The sequence below is a fragment of the Aeromonas sp. R5-1 genome (assembly GCF_040908265.1).
GTDB lineage: Bacteria > Pseudomonadota > Gammaproteobacteria > Enterobacterales > Aeromonadaceae > Aeromonas > Aeromonas caviae.
The window spans coordinates 40,884-56,726 of the sequence record NZ_JBFODJ010000015.1 but is presented as its reverse complement, the minus strand read 5'-3'; the positions used below and the strand labels follow the sequence as shown (position 1 = coordinate 56,726).

16 protein-coding genes and 1 other RNA gene are annotated in these 15,843 nt (G+C 61.1%); 4 read left to right on the top strand and 13 right to left on the bottom strand.

The features are described 5' to 3' along the window. Window positions 1-2 precede the first annotated feature (2 nt). The 9 genes from mraY to rsmI form a co-directional block, all read right to left on the bottom strand. Entirely contained in the window at window positions 3-1,085 is a 1,083-nt protein-coding gene (mraY, locus tag AB5Y64_RS02775) for a phospho-N-acetylmuramoyl-pentapeptide-transferase (RefSeq protein ID WP_010675838.1), read from the bottom strand. Next, window positions 1,079-2,434 (bottom strand): UDP-N-acetylmuramoyl-tripeptide--D-alanyl-D-alanine ligase, encoded by a 1,356-nt coding sequence (gene murF / locus AB5Y64_RS02770; RefSeq protein WP_368203225.1) that lies wholly within the window; start codon window positions 2,432-2,434, stop codon window positions 1,079-1,081. The genes mraY and murF overlap by 7 nt, the downstream gene beginning before the upstream one ends. Next, window positions 2,431-3,915: a UDP-N-acetylmuramoyl-L-alanyl-D-glutamate--2,6-diaminopimelate ligase gene (gene murE, locus AB5Y64_RS02765; RefSeq protein ID WP_210555973.1), complete on the bottom strand. Its 1,485-nt coding sequence runs from the start codon at window positions 3,913-3,915 to the stop codon at window positions 2,431-2,433. Before murE ends, murF begins: the two co-directional genes overlap by 4 nt. A 95-nt stretch (window positions 3,916-4,010) precedes the next feature. Next, window positions 4,011-5,777: a peptidoglycan glycosyltransferase FtsI gene (locus tag AB5Y64_RS02760; RefSeq protein ID WP_010675841.1), complete on the bottom strand. Its 1,767-nt coding sequence runs from the start codon at window positions 5,775-5,777 to the stop codon at window positions 4,011-4,013. Continuing rightward, window positions 5,774-6,088 carry a cell division protein FtsL gene (ftsL, locus tag AB5Y64_RS02755; protein WP_010675842.1) on the bottom strand — a complete coding sequence of 105 codons (315 nt, stop codon included), beginning with the start codon at window positions 6,086-6,088 and terminating at the stop codon, window positions 5,774-5,776. Before ftsL ends, AB5Y64_RS02760 begins: the two co-directional genes overlap by 4 nt. A 3-nt stretch (window positions 6,089-6,091) precedes the next feature. Next, a complete protein-coding gene (gene rsmH / locus AB5Y64_RS02750; RefSeq protein ID WP_042015088.1) occupies window positions 6,092-7,030 on the bottom strand; it encodes a 16S rRNA (cytosine(1402)-N(4))-methyltransferase RsmH in 939 nt (312 codons plus the stop codon). Then, on the bottom strand, window positions 7,031-7,489 hold the full coding sequence (mraZ, locus tag AB5Y64_RS02745; protein ID WP_039040489.1) for a division/cell wall cluster transcriptional repressor MraZ: 459 nt from the start codon (window positions 7,487-7,489) through the stop codon (window positions 7,031-7,033). Between the two features lie 447 nt (window positions 7,490-7,936). Then, an RNA gene (gene rnpB, locus AB5Y64_RS02740) (RNase P RNA component class A) lies at window positions 7,937-8,323 on the bottom strand. A 62-nt stretch (window positions 8,324-8,385) separates the two neighbouring features. Next, complete coding sequence (gene rsmI, locus AB5Y64_RS02735; protein WP_069652269.1) at window positions 8,386-9,219, bottom strand: 16S rRNA (cytidine(1402)-2'-O)-methyltransferase; 834 nt, start codon at window positions 9,217-9,219, stop codon at window positions 8,386-8,388. A 199-nt stretch (window positions 9,220-9,418) separates the two neighbouring features. On the opposite strand from rsmI, the gene AB5Y64_RS02730 reads away from it, so the two are divergent. From AB5Y64_RS02730 to dolP, 4 genes are read left to right on the top strand one after another with little or no spacing between them, the layout of a single operon-like run. Then, a complete protein-coding gene (locus tag AB5Y64_RS02730; RefSeq protein WP_235673798.1) occupies window positions 9,419-11,209 on the top strand; it encodes a penicillin-binding protein activator in 1,791 nt (596 codons plus the stop codon). Further along, window positions 11,127-11,522 (top strand): YraN family protein, encoded by a 396-nt coding sequence (locus tag AB5Y64_RS02725; protein ID WP_161469872.1) that lies wholly within the window; start codon window positions 11,127-11,129, stop codon window positions 11,520-11,522. Before AB5Y64_RS02730 ends, AB5Y64_RS02725 begins: the two co-directional genes overlap by 83 nt. Before the next feature lie 9 nt (window positions 11,523-11,531). Beyond that, window positions 11,532-12,122, top strand: coding sequence for an SIS domain-containing protein (locus AB5Y64_RS02720; RefSeq protein WP_010675848.1), 591 nt, complete (start codon window positions 11,532-11,534; stop codon window positions 12,120-12,122). 4 nt (window positions 12,123-12,126) lie between these two features. Continuing rightward, the gene (gene dolP / locus AB5Y64_RS02715; RefSeq protein ID WP_010675849.1) at window positions 12,127-12,705 is read left to right on the top strand and encodes a division/outer membrane stress-associated lipid-binding lipoprotein; all 579 of its coding nucleotides are present in this window, start codon (window positions 12,127-12,129) and stop codon (window positions 12,703-12,705) included. Window positions 12,706-12,748: 43 nt separating this feature from the next. Here dolP and AB5Y64_RS02710 read toward each other — a convergent pair whose 3' ends face one another. The 4 genes from AB5Y64_RS02710 to AB5Y64_RS02695 form a co-directional block, all read right to left on the bottom strand. Then, window positions 12,749-13,180, bottom strand: coding sequence for a ClpXP protease specificity-enhancing factor (locus tag AB5Y64_RS02710; protein ID WP_029314842.1), 432 nt, complete (start codon window positions 13,178-13,180; stop codon window positions 12,749-12,751). Then, window positions 13,177-13,806, bottom strand: a complete 630-nt coding sequence (gene sspA / locus AB5Y64_RS02705; RefSeq protein ID WP_039040485.1) for a stringent starvation protein SspA — start codon at window positions 13,804-13,806, stop codon at window positions 13,177-13,179. The genes AB5Y64_RS02710 and sspA overlap by 4 nt, the downstream gene beginning before the upstream one ends. 87 nt (window positions 13,807-13,893) lie before the next feature. Continuing rightward, window positions 13,894-14,628 (bottom strand): cytochrome c1, encoded by a 735-nt coding sequence (locus AB5Y64_RS02700; RefSeq protein WP_161469871.1) that lies wholly within the window; start codon window positions 14,626-14,628, stop codon window positions 13,894-13,896. Continuing rightward, window positions 14,625-15,842, bottom strand: a complete 1,218-nt coding sequence (locus AB5Y64_RS02695) for a cytochrome bc complex cytochrome b subunit (RefSeq protein ID WP_010675853.1) — start codon at window positions 15,840-15,842, stop codon at window positions 14,625-14,627. Before AB5Y64_RS02695 ends, AB5Y64_RS02700 begins: the two co-directional genes overlap by 4 nt. Window position 15,843: the final 1 nt, after the last annotated feature.

The window sequence follows — 15,843 nt, the reverse complement described above, 5'->3', positions numbered from 1 at the left end:
GCTTACCTCACCTTCAGGGTGGCGAGGCCAAGCAGCACCAGCATGAGGGTGATGATCCAGAAGCGCACGATGACACGCGGCTCCGGCCAGCCCTTCTTCTCATAGTGGTGATGGATGGGGGCCATGCGGAAGATCCGCACGCCGCGCAGTTTGTAGGATCCGACCTGCAGGATCACCGAGACGGTCTCCATCACGAAGACGCCCCCCATGATCACCAGCAGGAACTCCTGGCGCACCAGCACCGCGATGGTACCGAGCGCGCCGCCCAGGGCCAGGGAACCCACGTCCCCCATGAAGACCTGGGCCGGGTAGGTGTTGAACCAGAGGAAGCCCAGGCCCGCGCCCACGATGGCGGTACAGACGATCACCAGTTCGGAGGTGTAGGGCACGTAGGGAATGTGCAGGTAGTTCGCGAAGTTGACGTTACCGGTCGCCCAAGCGATCAGGGCGAAGCCCCCCGCCACCATCACGGTGGGCATGATGGCGAGGCCATCCAGGCCATCGGTCAGGTTGACCGCGTTGGAGGTACCGACGATGACGAAGTAGGTCAGCAGGATGAACATCAGGCCGAGCTGGGGCATCACATCCTTGAGGAAGGGGACCACCAGCTGGGTCTGACCATCGTGGGTGGCCGTGGCGTAGAGGAAGACTGCCACACCCAGCGCGACCGCGGACTGCCAGAAGTACTTCCAGCGGGCGATGAGGCCATCGGTGTTCTTGCGCACCACCTTGAGATAGTCATCGGCAAAACCGATGGCGCCATAGGCCCCCAGCACGAACAGCACCAGCCAGACATAGGGGTTGTCGAGGCGGCACCAGAGCAGCACAGAAGTGAAAATGGCTGCAATGATCATCAGGCCGCCCATGGTCGGGGTGCCCTTCTTGCTGAGGTGGGATTCGGGACCGTCGTTGCGGATCACCTGGCCGAACTTCATGATCTGCAGGCGACGGATGAGGCGCGGCCCCATCCAGAGCGCCACCACCAGACCGGTGATGATCGACAAGATGGCGCGAAACGTCAGGTAGGAGAAGACGTTGAAGAAGGTGAAGTGCGGGGTGAGCAGTTCCGCCAGCCAGACTAGCATGTGGCTGACTCCTGATGGCCCTTGACCATCTCGACGATATCTTCCATGTGGGAGCCGCGGGCACCCTTGACCAAGATCGCGATTTCTTGATGTGTATTTATCATTTGCGCAAGCACTTCAAACAACGACGCCTTGTTATCGAAATGTCGGCCAGCCGCGGCATCTGCGGTGTGGCGACTCTGTTCCCCTACGGTCAGCACGGCATCGAGGCCCTGCTCACGGGCGTGGTGTCCGACCCGGGCATGCTGCGCGGCGGACTCCTCACCCAACTCTTTCATGTCACCGAATACCAGCACCTTGTAGCCGTTCATGGCGGTCAGGGCATCGATACCCGCCAGCACGGACTCCACGCTGGCGTTGTAGGTGTCATCCACCAGAGTGAGGCCACCCCAGCGTTGCACGCAGAAACGGCCCTTGACCGGCGCCATCTGCTCCAGCCCCGCCTTGACGGACGCAAGCAATGCGCCCAGGGCCAGGGTACCGGCGGCAGCAGCCAGGGCGTTGGCCACGTTGTGGCGACCCGGAATGGCCAGGGTCAGATTCACTTCTCCCTGGGGCGTCACCATCACGAACCCGGCACAACCCTGCTCGTTGAGCACGATGTCGCGGGCGTGGAACGGCTGACGCGGATCCTCAAGGGAGAAGGCGCAGTGGATGCCCTTTTCACGCCACTTCGGCCAGAACTCGTTGTCGGCATTGACGATGGCGGTGCCGCCCTCGCCTAACCCTTCGAAGATTTCGCTCTTGGCATGGAACACCCCTTCCAGGGAGCCAAAGCCTTCCAGGTGCGCGGCAGCGACGTTGTTGATGATGGCGGCGTCGGGTCTGGCGAGCGACGTGGTCCAGGCGATCTCGCCCGGGTGGTTGGCTCCCAGCTCCATCACCGCGAACTGGTGTTGCGGCTCGAGGCGCAGCAGGGTCAGCGGCACCCCCACCTCGTTGTTGAAGTTGCCGGCGGTGGCCAGCACCTCCCCTTCACAACGCAGGATGGCCGTCGCCATCTCCTTCACCGTGGTTTTGCCACAGCTGCCGGTGATGGCGAGCACTTTCGGATTGATGCGCTCGCGCACCAGCCTGCCCAGACGCCCAAGCCCCTTGAGGGTGTCGCCCACCACCAGTTGTGGAATGGCCAGCGGCAATTCGCGCTCCACCAGCAGGGCACTGGCGCCGGCGGCAACCGCCTGGTCGCAGAAATCGTGGGCGTCGAAACGCTCGCCGCGCAGGGCCACGAACAGCGCCCCCGCGCCCAGAGTACGGGTGTCGGTGCTGACCGCCGTGATCTCATGGTCGCCCCCGATCAGACGGGCATCGAGCACCTGCGCCAGGTCGGCAAGCCTGAGGGTCATCATTTGAATGACTCCATTAATGTGTGCAAGGCGGCTGCGACGGTTTCCCTATCGCTGTAGTGCCGCTTGTCGGTTCCAATGATCTGATAATCCTCGTGGCCTTTGCCGGCCACCAGGATGATGTCGTCTTTGCTCGCTTGGCTCAGTGCCAACTGGATTGCCTTGGTCCTGTCGTGCTCGATCTGCACGGCGCCGGGATCGCGAAGACCCGCCACCATGTCGGCCATTATCCGGGCCGGCTCCTCGGTACGGGGATTGTCGTCGGTCAGGATCACGCAGTCCGCATGCTGCTCCGCCATGGCAGCCATCATGGGACGCTTGCCGCGATCCCTGTCGCCGCCGCATCCCACCAGGCACCAGAGCCGGCCGTGACAGTGCACCCGCAGGGCCTGCAATGCCTTCTCCAGCGCATCCGGGGTGTGGGCGTAATCGACCACGGCGAGCGGCGCATCGCCACCGCCGAAGCACTCCATGCGACCGGTCACCGGTTGCAGTCTGGGGGCCGTCGCCAGCAGGTCATCGAAGTCGTAGCCGAGCACCAGCATGGCACCCATGGCGCCCAGCACGTTGCTGACGTTGAAGCGGCCGAGCAAGGGGGCGGATAATACACCATTCCCCCAGCTGGAGTTAATGCGCGTATCAAAACCTTGTTGGTGGAAGTGGGGATCCTGCGCCGTCAGTTGTCGTCCGGCATGGTTTTCAATCGGACCATGAACCCCGAAGGCCACTGCACCGGGATAGGTCGCCAGCCATTGCCGTCCCAGATGGTCATCGGCGTTGATGACGGCGCAAGGCTCATCCACCAGCTTCAGCAGCTCCTCCTTGGCGGCGGCATAGGCCTCCATGGTGCCGTGATAGTCCAGATGATCCCGGCTCAGGTTGGTGAAGACTGCCGAGGCAAACGGCAGGGCCGCCACGCGATGCTGCACCAGACCGTGGCTGGAGACCTCCATCGCCACCAGATCGGCCCCCTGCTGCTGCAAGGCGGCCAGATTGGCCTGCACCTGGACCGCGCTGCCCGTGGTGTTCTCTGCTTCGATGAGCTCGCCAAACAGACCGTTGCCTATGGTGCCCATGACCCCGGCCTTGCCCCCCAGCAGGGTGCGCCAGTTGGCCACCAGCAGGGCCGTGGTGCTCTTGCCGTTGGTGCCCGTGATGCCCACCAGTTGCAACTTTTGCGCAGGGTGACCGTAGAAATGGCCGGCCAGCTCGGAGAGACGAGCGGGAAGATCCCTCATGCCGATGCAGGGGATCTGGGTCGCCGGAGGGACGAATTCTCCGTCCTCCTCAAACAGCACGGCGGTCGCTCCCTGAGCCACCGCCTGTTCGATGAAGCGCCTGCCATCCACCTGATGGCCACGAATCGCCACGAAGAGCGAGCCGGGACCGACCCGCCGGCTGTCGAGCTGGAGATCGTTGAGGGAAAGCGCCGGGGCATCGATGCCGAAGCGGCTCATCAGTTGATCAAGTGTGCGGGGCGGCATGGGAAGCCTCCGAAAATGCGGGAATGCGGGCGCTCGTACACGCCATGGAAAACGCCCCGACAGCAGCGGGGCCGATGGAAAAAACCGGATGCCCGTCAAGTACGCGGTGCGCCATTGTTGGCCTCCGTGCGGGCAAGCTTGGCGGGCACCTCGGGCGGGATCGCATCGGGACGGATGTTGAAGAGCTGCAACACGCCTCCCATGGCCTCCGCAAAGGGCGGGGTCGCCACGGCACCGCCGTAGTAGGCATCCCCCTTGGGCTCGTTGATCACCACCACCATGACGAAACGGGGATTGCTGGCTGGCGCGAAACCGGCAAACCAGGCCATGTAGTCCTTGCCATAGCCCCCAGCCACGGCCACCTTGGCGGTACCACTCTTGCCACCGACCCGATAACCGGGGATCTGGGCCTTGGGAATGGCATTGCTGACCACGTACTCCAGCGCCTGCAACATGGCAGCGGCGTTGTTGTGATCGATGACCTGCTCACCCTTGGGCGGCTTGGTCACCTTGATGATGGAGAGCGGAACCCGCTTGCCCTTGTTGGCCAGGGTGGCGTAGGCGGAGGCCAGCTGCAGCGGGGTCACTCGCAGACCATAACCGAACGACAGGGTGGCTCGCTCGATGTCGGACCAGCGGCGACGCTGGGGCAGCATGCCGCTGCTCTCCCCCATCAGGCCGCTGCCGGTGTCCATGCCGAAGCCCACCATGCTCAGGGTGTTGATCATCTCCTGGGCCGGCATCCGCAGCGCGATGCGCGACATGCCGATGTTGGAGGAGTAGCGCAGGATGTCGTAAAGGTTGGTCGCCTTGTGGATACTCACGTCACGGATCTGCTTGGCCCCGATGAAGAGGGGGCCGCCCGGGATGAAGTCCTTCCAGCTGGTGACACCGGCTTGCAAGGCACTAAGCAAAATCAATGGCTTGACCGTGGAACCCGGCTCATAGGTATCGGTCACCACCCGGTTTCGCACCCGGAAACTCTGGTACTGGCCGCGGTTGTTCGGGTTGTAGGAGGGGGTGTTGACCATGGCGAGCACCTCGCCGGTCTTCACATCCAGCATCACCATGGAGCCGGAGGTGGCCTTGTTCTCGTCGGTAGCCCGTTTGAGGGCGCGATAGGCCAGCGCCTGCACCCGCTGATCGATGCTCAGTTGCAGATCGTTGGCGTGCTTGCCCTCTTTCACCAGGCCCAGGCGCTCGATGACGCGGCCCTGCCTGTCCTTGCGCACCCGCATCTCGCCAGGGGTTGCGGTCAGCCACTCGTTGTAGCTGCGCTCAATCCCCTCGATGCCGCTGCCATCGATGTTGGTCACCCCCACCAGGTGGGAGCTTATCTCGCCGGTCGGGTAGAAACGGCGCGCCTCGGGGCGCAGATAGATGCCCCCCAGCTTCAACCCCTTGATGTACTCGGCCACCGCAGGCGTCACCTGCCGCTGCAGATAGACGAAGCGCTTGCTCGGGTTGGCGATGCGATGCTTGAGGGTGTTGATGTCGAGCTTGAGCACGGCGGAGAGTGCCAGCCAGGCACGCTCGTTGTGGATGGCACCGGACTCGTGCACCGTCTTGGGATCAGCCCAGACCGCTTCGACCGGCACGGATACCGCCAACTGTTCGCCATTGCGGTCCGTGATCATGCCGCGCACCGCCTGGGTGGAGGTGGTGCGCAGGGAGCGCATGTCCCCCTCCTGGCGCAGTCTGTCCGGATCGATCACCTGGATCCAGGCCAGCCGCAGGATCAGCCCCGCAAACGCGATGCCGATGAAGAAAACCAGGGTACGAAAGCGCCACGGGTAGAGTGAGGGTGCTTTCGCCTTGGCTTTGTCCTTTGCCGGAGCCTTGGTGGCGGCCTTGCGTGTCATGGTTGTGTAATTACCTTTTCAGTGGTCACCAGGGGACGAGCCATCTGCAACTTGTCCATGGCCAGACTCGCCACCCGGGAGTGCTCAGCCAATGTGCCCTGTTCCAGCAAGAGGTGGCGCCACTCGATGTTGAGCCTGTCCTCCTCCGCCATCAGATCGTTCTGCTTGGCCGTCAGACCCCGGGTCATGTTGGTCACCAGGATCACCGCAAAGGCGGTGACCAGCACGGCGACGGTCAACAGGACCTGCAACTTGTGGCGCCAGAGATCCGCAACGATCTCCCTGGCGAGGTGAACGCGCACGTCGCTCATCGTTTACTCCGCAAGACGCTCTGCGACCCGCAGCACCGAACTGCGGGACCGGGTGTTTTCATTGACCTCGTGGTCGGAAGGCTTGAGCGCCTTGCCGATCGACTTCAGCTTGCGACCACCGGCAAGCTGGGCTTCAGTCAGGGGGATGCCGTGGGGTACTTCAGGACCTTTCTCGTGTTTGCGAATGAAATGTTTCACCAGCCGATCTTCCAGAGAGTGGAAGCTGATGACGGAGAGACGGCCGTGAGGAGCCAGCACGTCCAGCGCGCCGTTGAGGGCGGTTTCGATCTCGTCCAGCTCGCTGTTGATATAGATGCGGATGGCCTGGAAGCTGCGGGTCGCCGCGTGCTTGCCCTTCTCCTTGCTCGGGTTGACCCGGGCAATCATCTCCGCCAGTTGGCGGGTGCGCACATAGGGCTCGGTCACCCGATCATGTACGATGGCGCGAGCAATCTTCTTGGCGAAGCGCTCCTCACCGAAGGTTTTCAGCACCCAGGCGATGTCGTCCACATCGGCACGGGCCAGCCACTCGGCGGCACTCTGACCGGAGGTGGGATCCATCCTCATGTCGAGCGGGCCGTCCTTCATGAAGCTGAAGCCACGTTCGGCATCGTCAAGCTGAGGGGATGAGACACCGAGATCCAGCAGGAAGCCATCGACCTTGCCCAGCAGGCCGCGCTCGGTCAGATAACGGGTGATGCCGGAGAAGGGACCGTGCACGATCTCGAAACGGGGATCCTGGATCTTGGCCGCCTCGGCAATGGCCTGGGGATCCCGGTCGATGGCGATCAGACGGCCGTTCGGGCCCAGATGCTGGAGAATGAGACGAGAGTGACCACCCCGGCCAAAGGTACCGTCGACGTAGATACCGTCCGGCTTGATGGCCAGCCCTTCGACGGCTTCGTGCAACAGCACTGTGATGTGTTCAGCGGCTTGGGTCATTTATAAAGAAAAATCCTGTAGTCGTGGTGAACTTGCCCAGTCGTCCTCGGGCAGGCCCAGGATGTCGTCGTTGATCTGTTGTTGCCAGCGGGCTTCATCCCACAGCTCGAATTTGTTGAGCTGGCCCACCAGCATGACTTTCTTGTCCAGCCCGGCATGGCTGCGCAGCGGCTGGCTGAGCAGCAGACGGCCATTGCCATCCAGTTCGCATTCGGCCGCGTGGCCGAGCAGCAGACGCTGCAGGCGGCGTTCCGCCGGGTTGGTGCTGGAAAGGGTCTTCAGCTTGCGCTCCACCTCTTCCCATTCATTCAGGGGATAAAGCAGCAGACAGGGATGGGCGATGTCGATGGTGCAGACCAGCTGGCCGTCGCATTCGTCGCGCAGCCAATCACGAAATTTGGTCGGAATCGCCAACCGCCCCTTGCTGTCCAGGCTGATGGCGTGAGCGCCACGCAACAAATTGCAGTCCCCGAAAGGTGAGTTATGGGGGCTAGATGCCCAATAAAACCACTTTGATCCACTTTTCTCCACCATGAAGTTTAAGGACGAGCAGGGGGCTTTTCAAGCAAGGATCTCGGGCATGGGGAACATATTGACGCAGCGTGATGGGACTACCGATTAAATGAATTGATTTTCCACAAGTTATTTGTGTTACCCGCAACTCGATTAATTTTCAGCAATTAAAAAACTGACAAATTGCACGAATAAACATCAGCCATACAGGCCGCGCTTCTCCAGCGCCATCACGATATTCAGAACATGGAAAAATTCCACATAACAGATTGATATAAAATACATTTGTTAAACATAGCTAGCCCAACAGTAAATATCACGAGTCAACCGAGGCAGTACTTTATGGTTAATAAAAAGAGCCTTGCGATAAATCGCAAGGCTCTTCAGGAAAGAGGTCGGAGTCGGCCTGTAAGCCGGGTTCTGTACCGGGTTGCCCCGGGTAGCAATCATTCCTCTAGGCCAGCAATCGCTCGCTGGCTCAAGCAACCTACCCGCCCCCAACGCGGGCCGCGCCAATAGGGGCCTATTTGGTCTTGCTTCGGGTGGAGTTTACCGTGCCACGAACTGTTGCCAGTCGCGCGGTGCGCTCTTACCGCACCCTTTCACCCTTACCTGAGCCCTTGCGGGCCATCGGCGGTCTGCTCTCTGTTGCACTGGTCGTAGGCTCGCGCCCCCCAGGCGTTACCTGGCACCCTGCCCTGTGAAGCCCGGACTTTCCTCCCCTCCGCCCGTCTGTCCCGAGGGACACAACGACGAAGCAGCGATTGCCCAGCCAACTCCGAGGCGCGGATTATAGCCTCGCGAGACGGACGGGGTAAACCGTCAATTCCGGTTTACGGCAATTAATAGTGCTCGAGGCCGTATTTGTAGAGGGCGTTCTTCTTCACCCCGTGGATCTCGGCGGTGAGGGCTGCAGCCTTTTTGAGGGGCAGCTCGCCGACCAGAAGGCCCAGGGTGCGGATCGCCTCCGCAGGCAACTCGTCATCCACCTTGCTGGCACCGGCGACCACCAGCACGATCTCCCCGCGGCAACGGTTATCGTCCTCTCCGAGCCAGGCCAGCATCTCGGAGGCGGGCAGACCGTGGATGGACTCGAAGGTCTTGGTCAGCTCGCGGCACACCACCACCTGGCGCTCGCCAAGGATGCGAGCAATCGCTTCCACGGTATCCTGCACCCGGCGCGGCGATTCGTAGAACACCAGAGAGCGGGTGTCTTCGATGACAGCTTGCAGGCGATCATCCCGCCCCTTGGCCTTGGCCGGCAGGAAACCCTCGAAGGCGAAGCGGTCGGTGGGCAGCCCGGCGGCGGACAGCGCCGTGATGGCAGCGCAGGGACCGGGCAGCGGCACCACCTTGACCCCGGCTTCGCGACAACGGGTGACCAGGTGATAACCGGGGTCGCTGATGAGCGGCGTCCCCGCATCGGAGACCAGGGCCACGCTCTTGCCCTCCTTGATGCGGGCGATCAGCACATCCGCCTTTTGCTGCTCGTTGTGATCGTGCAGGGCAAAGGTCGGTACCGAGATCTGGTAGTGGCTGAGCAGGATCCCGGTATGCCGGGTATCCTCGGCGGCCACCAGATCGACGCTGCGCAGCACGTCCAGTGCTCGCTGGGTGATGTCGGCCAGATTGCCGATCGGAGTGGGGACTATATACAGGGTTGGGATGTCACTCATGGGAGCTCCGAGTGTCCCGACAATTGTGTCGCCATATTGGCCCGTTTACACTATGGAGAATTTCAACACTGGTCGGGGAATGAACTTGAACCGGGTTATAAAGCAGCTAAGTGTATCACGACTCTTCGGCATCCTACTCGCGGCAGTCCTGCTCGCCGCCTGTGCGTCGGAGCCCAATCAATCTTCCGGACAACCCGGCATGCCGTCAGCCTTCTCGGATCTGACCAAAAATGCCCAGTGGTATCTGGAGCAGGTGGATCCCGCCAAACCGGCAGAGGCCTTCGTGTGGCAGATGATGGCGGCGCGCAGCTATCTGGCGCTCGGCCAGGCCAAACCGGCTGCCGCCCTGTATCAGCAGTTGCAGAAGCAGGCGAAGAGCCCGGAGCAGCAGGCGCAGTTGCAACTGCTGCAGGCACACCTGCTGCTAGCCCAGGGCAACGCCAACCAGGCGCTGATCCTGCTGGAAGGCAAGCCGGATGTCGTGCTGGATGCCGATACCCAGAAGGACTGGTACCGCCAGCGCGTGGTGCTGCAGCTCGACATCAACAACAAGTTTGGTGCGGCCAAGTCGCTGATCCTGCTGGAACCTTATCTAGCCAAGAATGAGCTGGCCACCAATCACCAGCAGATCTGGTCACTGCTGAAAAGCATGACCCCCTCCACCCTGCAGGCGCTCGAAGAGGAGCCAGCTCCCGATGTGACCACCGGCTGGCTGCGTCTTGCGGCGCTGGTGAACGAGTTCGGGGCACAGCCGAGCCAGCTGGCCCGCCAGCTTGCCGGCTGGAAGCAGAGCTTCCCTAACCACCCTGCCCAGAGCGACATGCCGGCCGGCCTTGGGGATCTCGCTATCACGGACAACGGTTCGCTGCAGCAGATCGCCGTCTTCCTGCCGCTCTCCGGCAACCTGGAAGCCCAGGGCGCCGCCATCCGCAACGGCATGCTGATGTCCTACAAGGAAAATCAGAGCCAGTTCACCCTGAACTTCTACGATACCCAGGGCAAGGCAATGGGGGACCTCTACAAGCAGGCGATTCAGGAAGGGGCCAACATGATCATCGGCCCCCTGCTCAAGGATCAGGTGGAGGAGCTGCTCAAGTCGAATCCGACCGTGCCGGTACTGGCGCTCAACGAGCTGGACAAGCCGATCGTCAACGACAACACCTTCTATTTCTCGCTCTCCGCCGCTGCCGATGCGAGCCAGGCGGCCCAGTACCTCTATGGTCAGGGCTATCGCAAGCCGCTGCTGATCGCGGCACAAGGCCGGATTGGCTACAGCAGTATCAAGGCGTTTGAACAGGCCTGGGCCGGCGTCAGCCAGGAGAAGCCCGTGGTTGCCACCTTCGGGGCACGCAACGAAGTGCAGGGCATGGTCAAGAACGCTCTGAGCGGCCGTTCCACCGCACGAGCCGGGGAGATTGTCCAGCTGTCCGATGCCGCGCCGCGCAGCATCGACGCCGTCTATGTGGTGGCCAACAGCCTGGAGACCCGGATGATCAAGCCCTATGTGGACATCTCGGTCAACCCCATGGGCAGCCTGCCCATCTACAGCAGCTCTCGGGGATACGACGGCGGGACGACCGAGGTAGCCTCCGAGCTCAACGGCATGCATATCTCCGACATGCCACTGCTGCTGGGTGGCTTCGAGACGCAGCGTGAACAGATTGCCCTGCTCTGGCCCCAGACCCAGGGCGACCTGCTGCGCCTGTTCGCCCTCGGCTACGATGCCGTCAGCCTGGCAGGCAACCTGCCGCAAATGCGCAAGGTCAATGCTATGCAGCAACCCGGCATGAGTGGCCAGCTGAGCGTGGATCCCCAGGGCAACATAGTGCGCATGCTGGACTGGGCCACCTACCAGAATGGCAGGCTGGTCAGCGACAGCGCCGCCCCCCAGCTGGAGGATGCGACTCATGAAGAGGCTACTGACACAACTTCACCAGCAGTGGTTGAACCTGTTGCCGTCGGCAGCGACGAGCAAGGGACAACACTTTGAGCAAATAGCGGAACACTGGTTGCAGGCCCGAGGCCTGCAACCCGTGACCCGCAACTACCGCTGCCGTGGCGGCGAGATCGATCTCATCATGCGCCAGGGGGATACCCTGGTGTTCGTTGAAGTGAGATATCGCGCCAACGCCACCCATGGCGGTGCAGCCAGCTCGGTCACCCGGCGCAAGCAGCACAAGATCGTGCTGGCCGCGCGCCACTATTTCAAGCAACATGCCATCAATGAGGCCAACCAGGCCTGTCGATTCGATGTGATCGCGTTCGAGGGCGACCAGCCGGACTGGATCCAGAACGCGTTTTAAGAGGACCCCATGACTGATCCCATCAAAGAGAATTACACCGAGAGCATCCAGACCAAGATAGCTGCCGCCGAAGCACTGCCGGATGCCATCCATACGGCAGCCCAGATGCTGACCATCTGCCTGCTCAATGGCCACAAGGTGATGGCATGTGGCAATGGTCCCTCCTCGGCATTGGCACAGCTGTTCATTTCCGAACTGGTGAACTGCTATGAAACTCCTCGCCCCTCCCTGCCCGGTCTCGCCCTGACGCCCGACATGGCGACCATCAGCGCCATCGCCACGGATCACGGTTTCGAAGAGGTCTATGCCAAACAGATACGTGCTCTGGGACAACCAGGCGACATCCTGGTGGTCATCACCACGACAGGCAACAGCCGCAGCCTCATCAAGGCTGCGGAGGCCGCCCTCTCCCGCGACATGACCATCATTGTGCTCGGTGGCGGAGACGGGGGAGAGATCGCCGGTCTGCTGGGCCCCAATGACGTGGAGATCCGCGTTCCTTCCGCTCGCCGTCCTCGTATTCTGGAAGTGAACCTGTTGACCCTGCACTGTCTCTGTGATCTCATCGACCAGACACTTTTCCCGCAACAGGAAGACTGAAACCATGAAGAAGCCTATTCTCGCTCTTGCCCTGCTGACCGGCGTCCTGCTGCTGCAAGGCTGTGCTGCCGTGGTGGTCGGTGGCGCGGCTGGCACCGCCAAGGCGAGCGGCGATCGCCGCACCCTGGGTGCCCAGTGGGACGATCAGACCATAGAGCTGAAAGCCGCCAACCTGTTGGCCGACAACAAGCCCCTGAGCGCCGCCAGCAAGATCAGTGTCTACAGCAACAACGGCCGTGTGCTGCTGGTGGGTCAGACACCCTCTGACGCTTACAAACAGGAAGCGGGCAGAATCGTGAGCCGGATTGAAGGGGTTCGCCATGTCTACAACGAGCTGCGCCTTGGCAAACCAGTCAGTATCGGCGTGCGCAGCAATGACACCTGGATCACCTCCAAGGTGCGGGCCGACATGCTGGGCACCAAGAACTTCGACAGCGCCAAGGTGAAGGTTGTCACCGAGAATGGCGAGGTGTTCCTCATTGGGCTGGTCACCCGCCAGGAAGGGGATCAGGCCGTGGAAATCGCCCGCCACGTCAGTGGCGTTAAGCAGGTGATCAAAGCCTTCGAGTTTGCCCAGAATTGACCATCTGGCAGGATGAAAAAACGCAGCCTTCAGGCTGCGTTTTTTATTTGATGACTTTCAGGGTCGGGCGACCGCTCGGGCGCGGTGGTTCCGGCTCGGGGTCAACCGACGTTGGTGTCTGTGCCTGTTCCAGCCAGAGGTCATACCCGGGCTCCGGCGGGAACAGGGTCCCCACTCCGTTCTCCCTGGCATGGATGGCCAGTACGGCCGCCATGGGGATATAGACCTGCTGCGATACGCCACCGAAACGGGCGCTGAAGCTGACAGCGTCATTGTCCATGTGGAACTGGCCCACGGCCCGGGGGGCGATGTTCAGAACAATCTGGCCATCCTGCACGAACTGCATCGGTACCATCACATGGGGAATGTTGGCATTGACCACCAGATGGGGTGTCAGATCGTTATCCAGCAACCAGTCAAAAAACGCCCGCAGCAGATACGGGCGACTGGGTGTCATTGTCGGTTCCATGCTCATACGCCGGCACGGATCTCGCGCTCGGCCTCGGTCAGGGAAGCCTGGAAGGATTCACGCTCGAACAGGCGTACCATGTAAGCCTTCAGCTCTTTGGCGCCACGGCCGGTGAAATCGATGCCCAGGCTCGGCAGACGCCACAGCAACGGCGCCATGTAGCAGTCGACCAGACCGAACTCTTCGCTCATGAAGTAGGGCATCTCGCCGAAGATGGGGGCGATGGCCAGCAGGTTGTCGCGCAACTCGGCACGGGCGGCTTCGGTATCGGTGCCCGCCATGATCTTGTCGGCCAGAGAGTACCAGTCCAGCTCGATGCGGTGCATCATCAAACGGCTGTTGCCGCGCGCGACCGGATAAACCGGCATCAGGGGCGGATGCGGGAAACGCTCGTCCAGATACTCCATGATGATGCGCGAGGTGTACAACGCCAGCTCGCGATCCACCAGAGTCGGTACAGTGTTGTACGGGTTCAGCTCGGCCAGCTCATCCGGCAGGTTGGCAGGATCAACCTGGCAGATATCCACGCTAACACCCTTCTCCGCCAGGACAATACGCACCTGATGGCTGAACATATCGTTGGCACCGGAAAACAGCGTCATTACCGAACGCTTATTGGCAGCTACAGCCATTGAACCCTCCCGTCATTAAAAAGCAGAAACGGCAATGAAGCATGTCTGTCTTCATTGCCGTGCGTCATATTACTCCGATCTGGTCGCTTAGTGAACGTCGCGCCAGAATTCCTTCTTCAACAGCACAGTGAAGATGAAGAAGATAGCGATGAATCCGAGTACCCAGAAGCCCATGCGTTCGCGCTCCTGCTGCACCGGCTCAGCCGAGTAGACCAAGAAGTTTACCAGATCCAGTACCGTCTGATCATATTCTTCGTTGTTCATTTCACCGTTGCCGTCAGATTTGATGCTGACGACTTGCTGCATCTCCACGCCATCCAGGGTGTGCGTCTCGAACTCGGCGCGGGGCGTCCCCTGCAACGGCTCCAGCACATGGGGCATACCCACGGACGGGAAGACGGCGTTGTTCACCCCGAATGGACGGGTCTCGTCCACGTAGAAGGAACGCAGATAGGTGTAGATCCAGTCTGCACCACGCACCCGGGCAACCAGGGTCAGGTCGGGGGGCTGCGCGCCGAACCAGCGCGCAGCATCCTTCTCGGACATGGCGCTCTTCATCAGATCGCCGATCTTGGCGCCGGTGAAGACCAGGTTCTCCTTCATCAGATCGTCCGGAATGCCGATGTCGGCCGCCACCCGGTTATAACGCTGGTACTGGGTGGAGTGACAGCCGGCACAGTAGTTCATGAAGGTGGCGGCCCCCCGTTGCAGGGATGCCTTGTCACTCAGATCGTACTCCGCCTTGTCGAGAGGGAAGCCACCGCCAGAGGCCAACACCAGACCAGGCAGCAGGGCCAGCACTGCAAAAATTATTCTTTTCATTTGAATGTCACCCTCTCCGGCAGCGGCTTGGTGTTCTCATTCTTGCTGTAGAAGAACAACAGGACGAAGAATCCGAAATAACCCAGAGTACAGAGTTGTGCAATCAGCGTCAGGGTCGGGGTTGATGGCAGCACGCCCAGCACCCCCAGGATAATGAAGCAGACCACGAACTGGGCGATGTTCAGCTTGTGCAGGGTGCTGCGGTAACGCACCGAGCGCACCTTGCAGCGATCCAGCCAGGGCAACAGGAACAGCACCACGATGGAGAGGCCCATCATGATGACCCCCAGCAGCTTGTCAGGCACCGCACGCAGGATGGCGTAGAAGGGAGTGAAGTACCAGACCGGGGCGATATGCGCCGGTGTCTTCAGGCCATTGGCCACCTCAAAGTTCGGTTTCTCGAGGAAATAGCCCCACATATCCGGCTTGAAGAAGATGATGGCACAGAAGAAGAACAGGAAACCGGCTACCCCGATCATGTCCTTCACGGTGAAATAGGGGTGGAACGCGACCGCATCCAGTGGCCAGCCGTTCTCGTCCTTGTGCTTCTTGATGTCGATACCATCGGGGTTGTTGGAGCCCACCTCGTGCAGCGCCAGGATATGCATGGCCACCAGCATCACCAGCACCAGCGGCAGAGCGATGACGTGCAGGGCAAAGAAGCGGTTCAGGGTTGCACCCGAGATGACATAGTCCCCCCGGATCCACAGGGTCAGATCGTCACCGATAACGGGGATGGCACCGAACAGCGAGATGATGACTTGGGCCCCCCAGAACGACATCTGCCCCCAGGGCAGCAGGTAACCCATGAAGGCCTCGGCCATCAGTACCAGGAAGATCAGCATGCCGAAGATCCACAGCAGTTCCCTTGGCTTCTGGTAAGAGCCGTAGATCATGCCGCGGAACATGTGCAGGTAGACAACGATGAAGAAGGCGGATGCCCCGGTTGAGTGCATGTAACGCAGCAGCCAGCCGTAATCCACATCCCGCATGATGTATTCCACGGAAGCGAAGGCACCTTCCGCCGAGGGGTTGTAGTTCATGGTCAGCCAGATGCCGGTGATGATCTGGTTGACCAGCACCAACATGGCAAGCGAGCCGAAGAAGTACCAGAAGTTCAGGTTCTTGGGCGCCGGATACTTGGCCATATGGTCGTTGTACATGGCCGTGAGCGGGAAACGATCATCGATCCAGCCCATGAGTTTGGCAAACATG

Coding starts and splice junctions, on each gene's coding strand:
- AB5Y64_RS02695 (WP_010675853.1), bottom strand. CDS start 15,842: ATGTTTGCCAAACTCATGGGCTGGATCGATGATCGTTTCCCGCTCACG.
- AB5Y64_RS02700 (WP_161469871.1), bottom strand. CDS start 14,628: ATGAAAAGAATAATTTTTGCAGTGCTGGCCCTGCTGCCTGGTCTGGTG.
- sspA (WP_039040485.1), bottom strand. CDS start 13,806: ATGGCTGTAGCTGCCAATAAGCGTTCGGTAATGACGCTGTTTTCCGGT.
- AB5Y64_RS02710 (WP_029314842.1), bottom strand. CDS start 13,180: ATGAGCATGGAACCGACAATGACACCCAGTCGCCCGTATCTGCTGCGG.
- AB5Y64_RS02725 (WP_161469872.1), top strand. CDS start 11,127: ATGAAGAGGCTACTGACACAACTTCACCAGCAGTGGTTGAACCTGTTG.
- dolP (WP_010675849.1), top strand. CDS start 12,127: ATGAAGAAGCCTATTCTCGCTCTTGCCCTGCTGACCGGCGTCCTGCTG.
- ftsL (WP_010675842.1), bottom strand. CDS start 6,088: ATGAGCGACGTGCGCGTTCACCTCGCCAGGGAGATCGTTGCGGATCTC.
- murE (WP_210555973.1), bottom strand. CDS start 3,915: ATGCCGCCCCGCACACTTGATCAACTGATGAGCCGCTTCGGCATCGAT.
- AB5Y64_RS02720 (WP_010675848.1), top strand. CDS start 11,532: ATGACTGATCCCATCAAAGAGAATTACACCGAGAGCATCCAGACCAAG.
- AB5Y64_RS02760 (WP_010675841.1), bottom strand. CDS start 5,777: ATGACACGCAAGGCCGCCACCAAGGCTCCGGCAAAGGACAAAGCCAAG.
- AB5Y64_RS02730 (WP_235673798.1), top strand. CDS start 9,419: ATGCCGTCAGCCTTCTCGGATCTGACCAAAAATGCCCAGTGGTATCTG.
- mraY (WP_010675838.1), bottom strand. CDS start 1,085: ATGCTAGTCTGGCTGGCGGAACTGCTCACCCCGCACTTCACCTTCTTC.
- rsmI (WP_069652269.1), bottom strand. CDS start 9,219: ATGAGTGACATCCCAACCCTGTATATAGTCCCCACTCCGATCGGCAAT.
- rsmH (WP_042015088.1), bottom strand. CDS start 7,030: ATGACCCAAGCCGCTGAACACATCACAGTGCTGTTGCACGAAGCCGTC.
- murF (WP_368203225.1), bottom strand. CDS start 2,434: ATGATGACCCTCAGGCTTGCCGACCTGGCGCAGGTGCTCGATGCCCGT.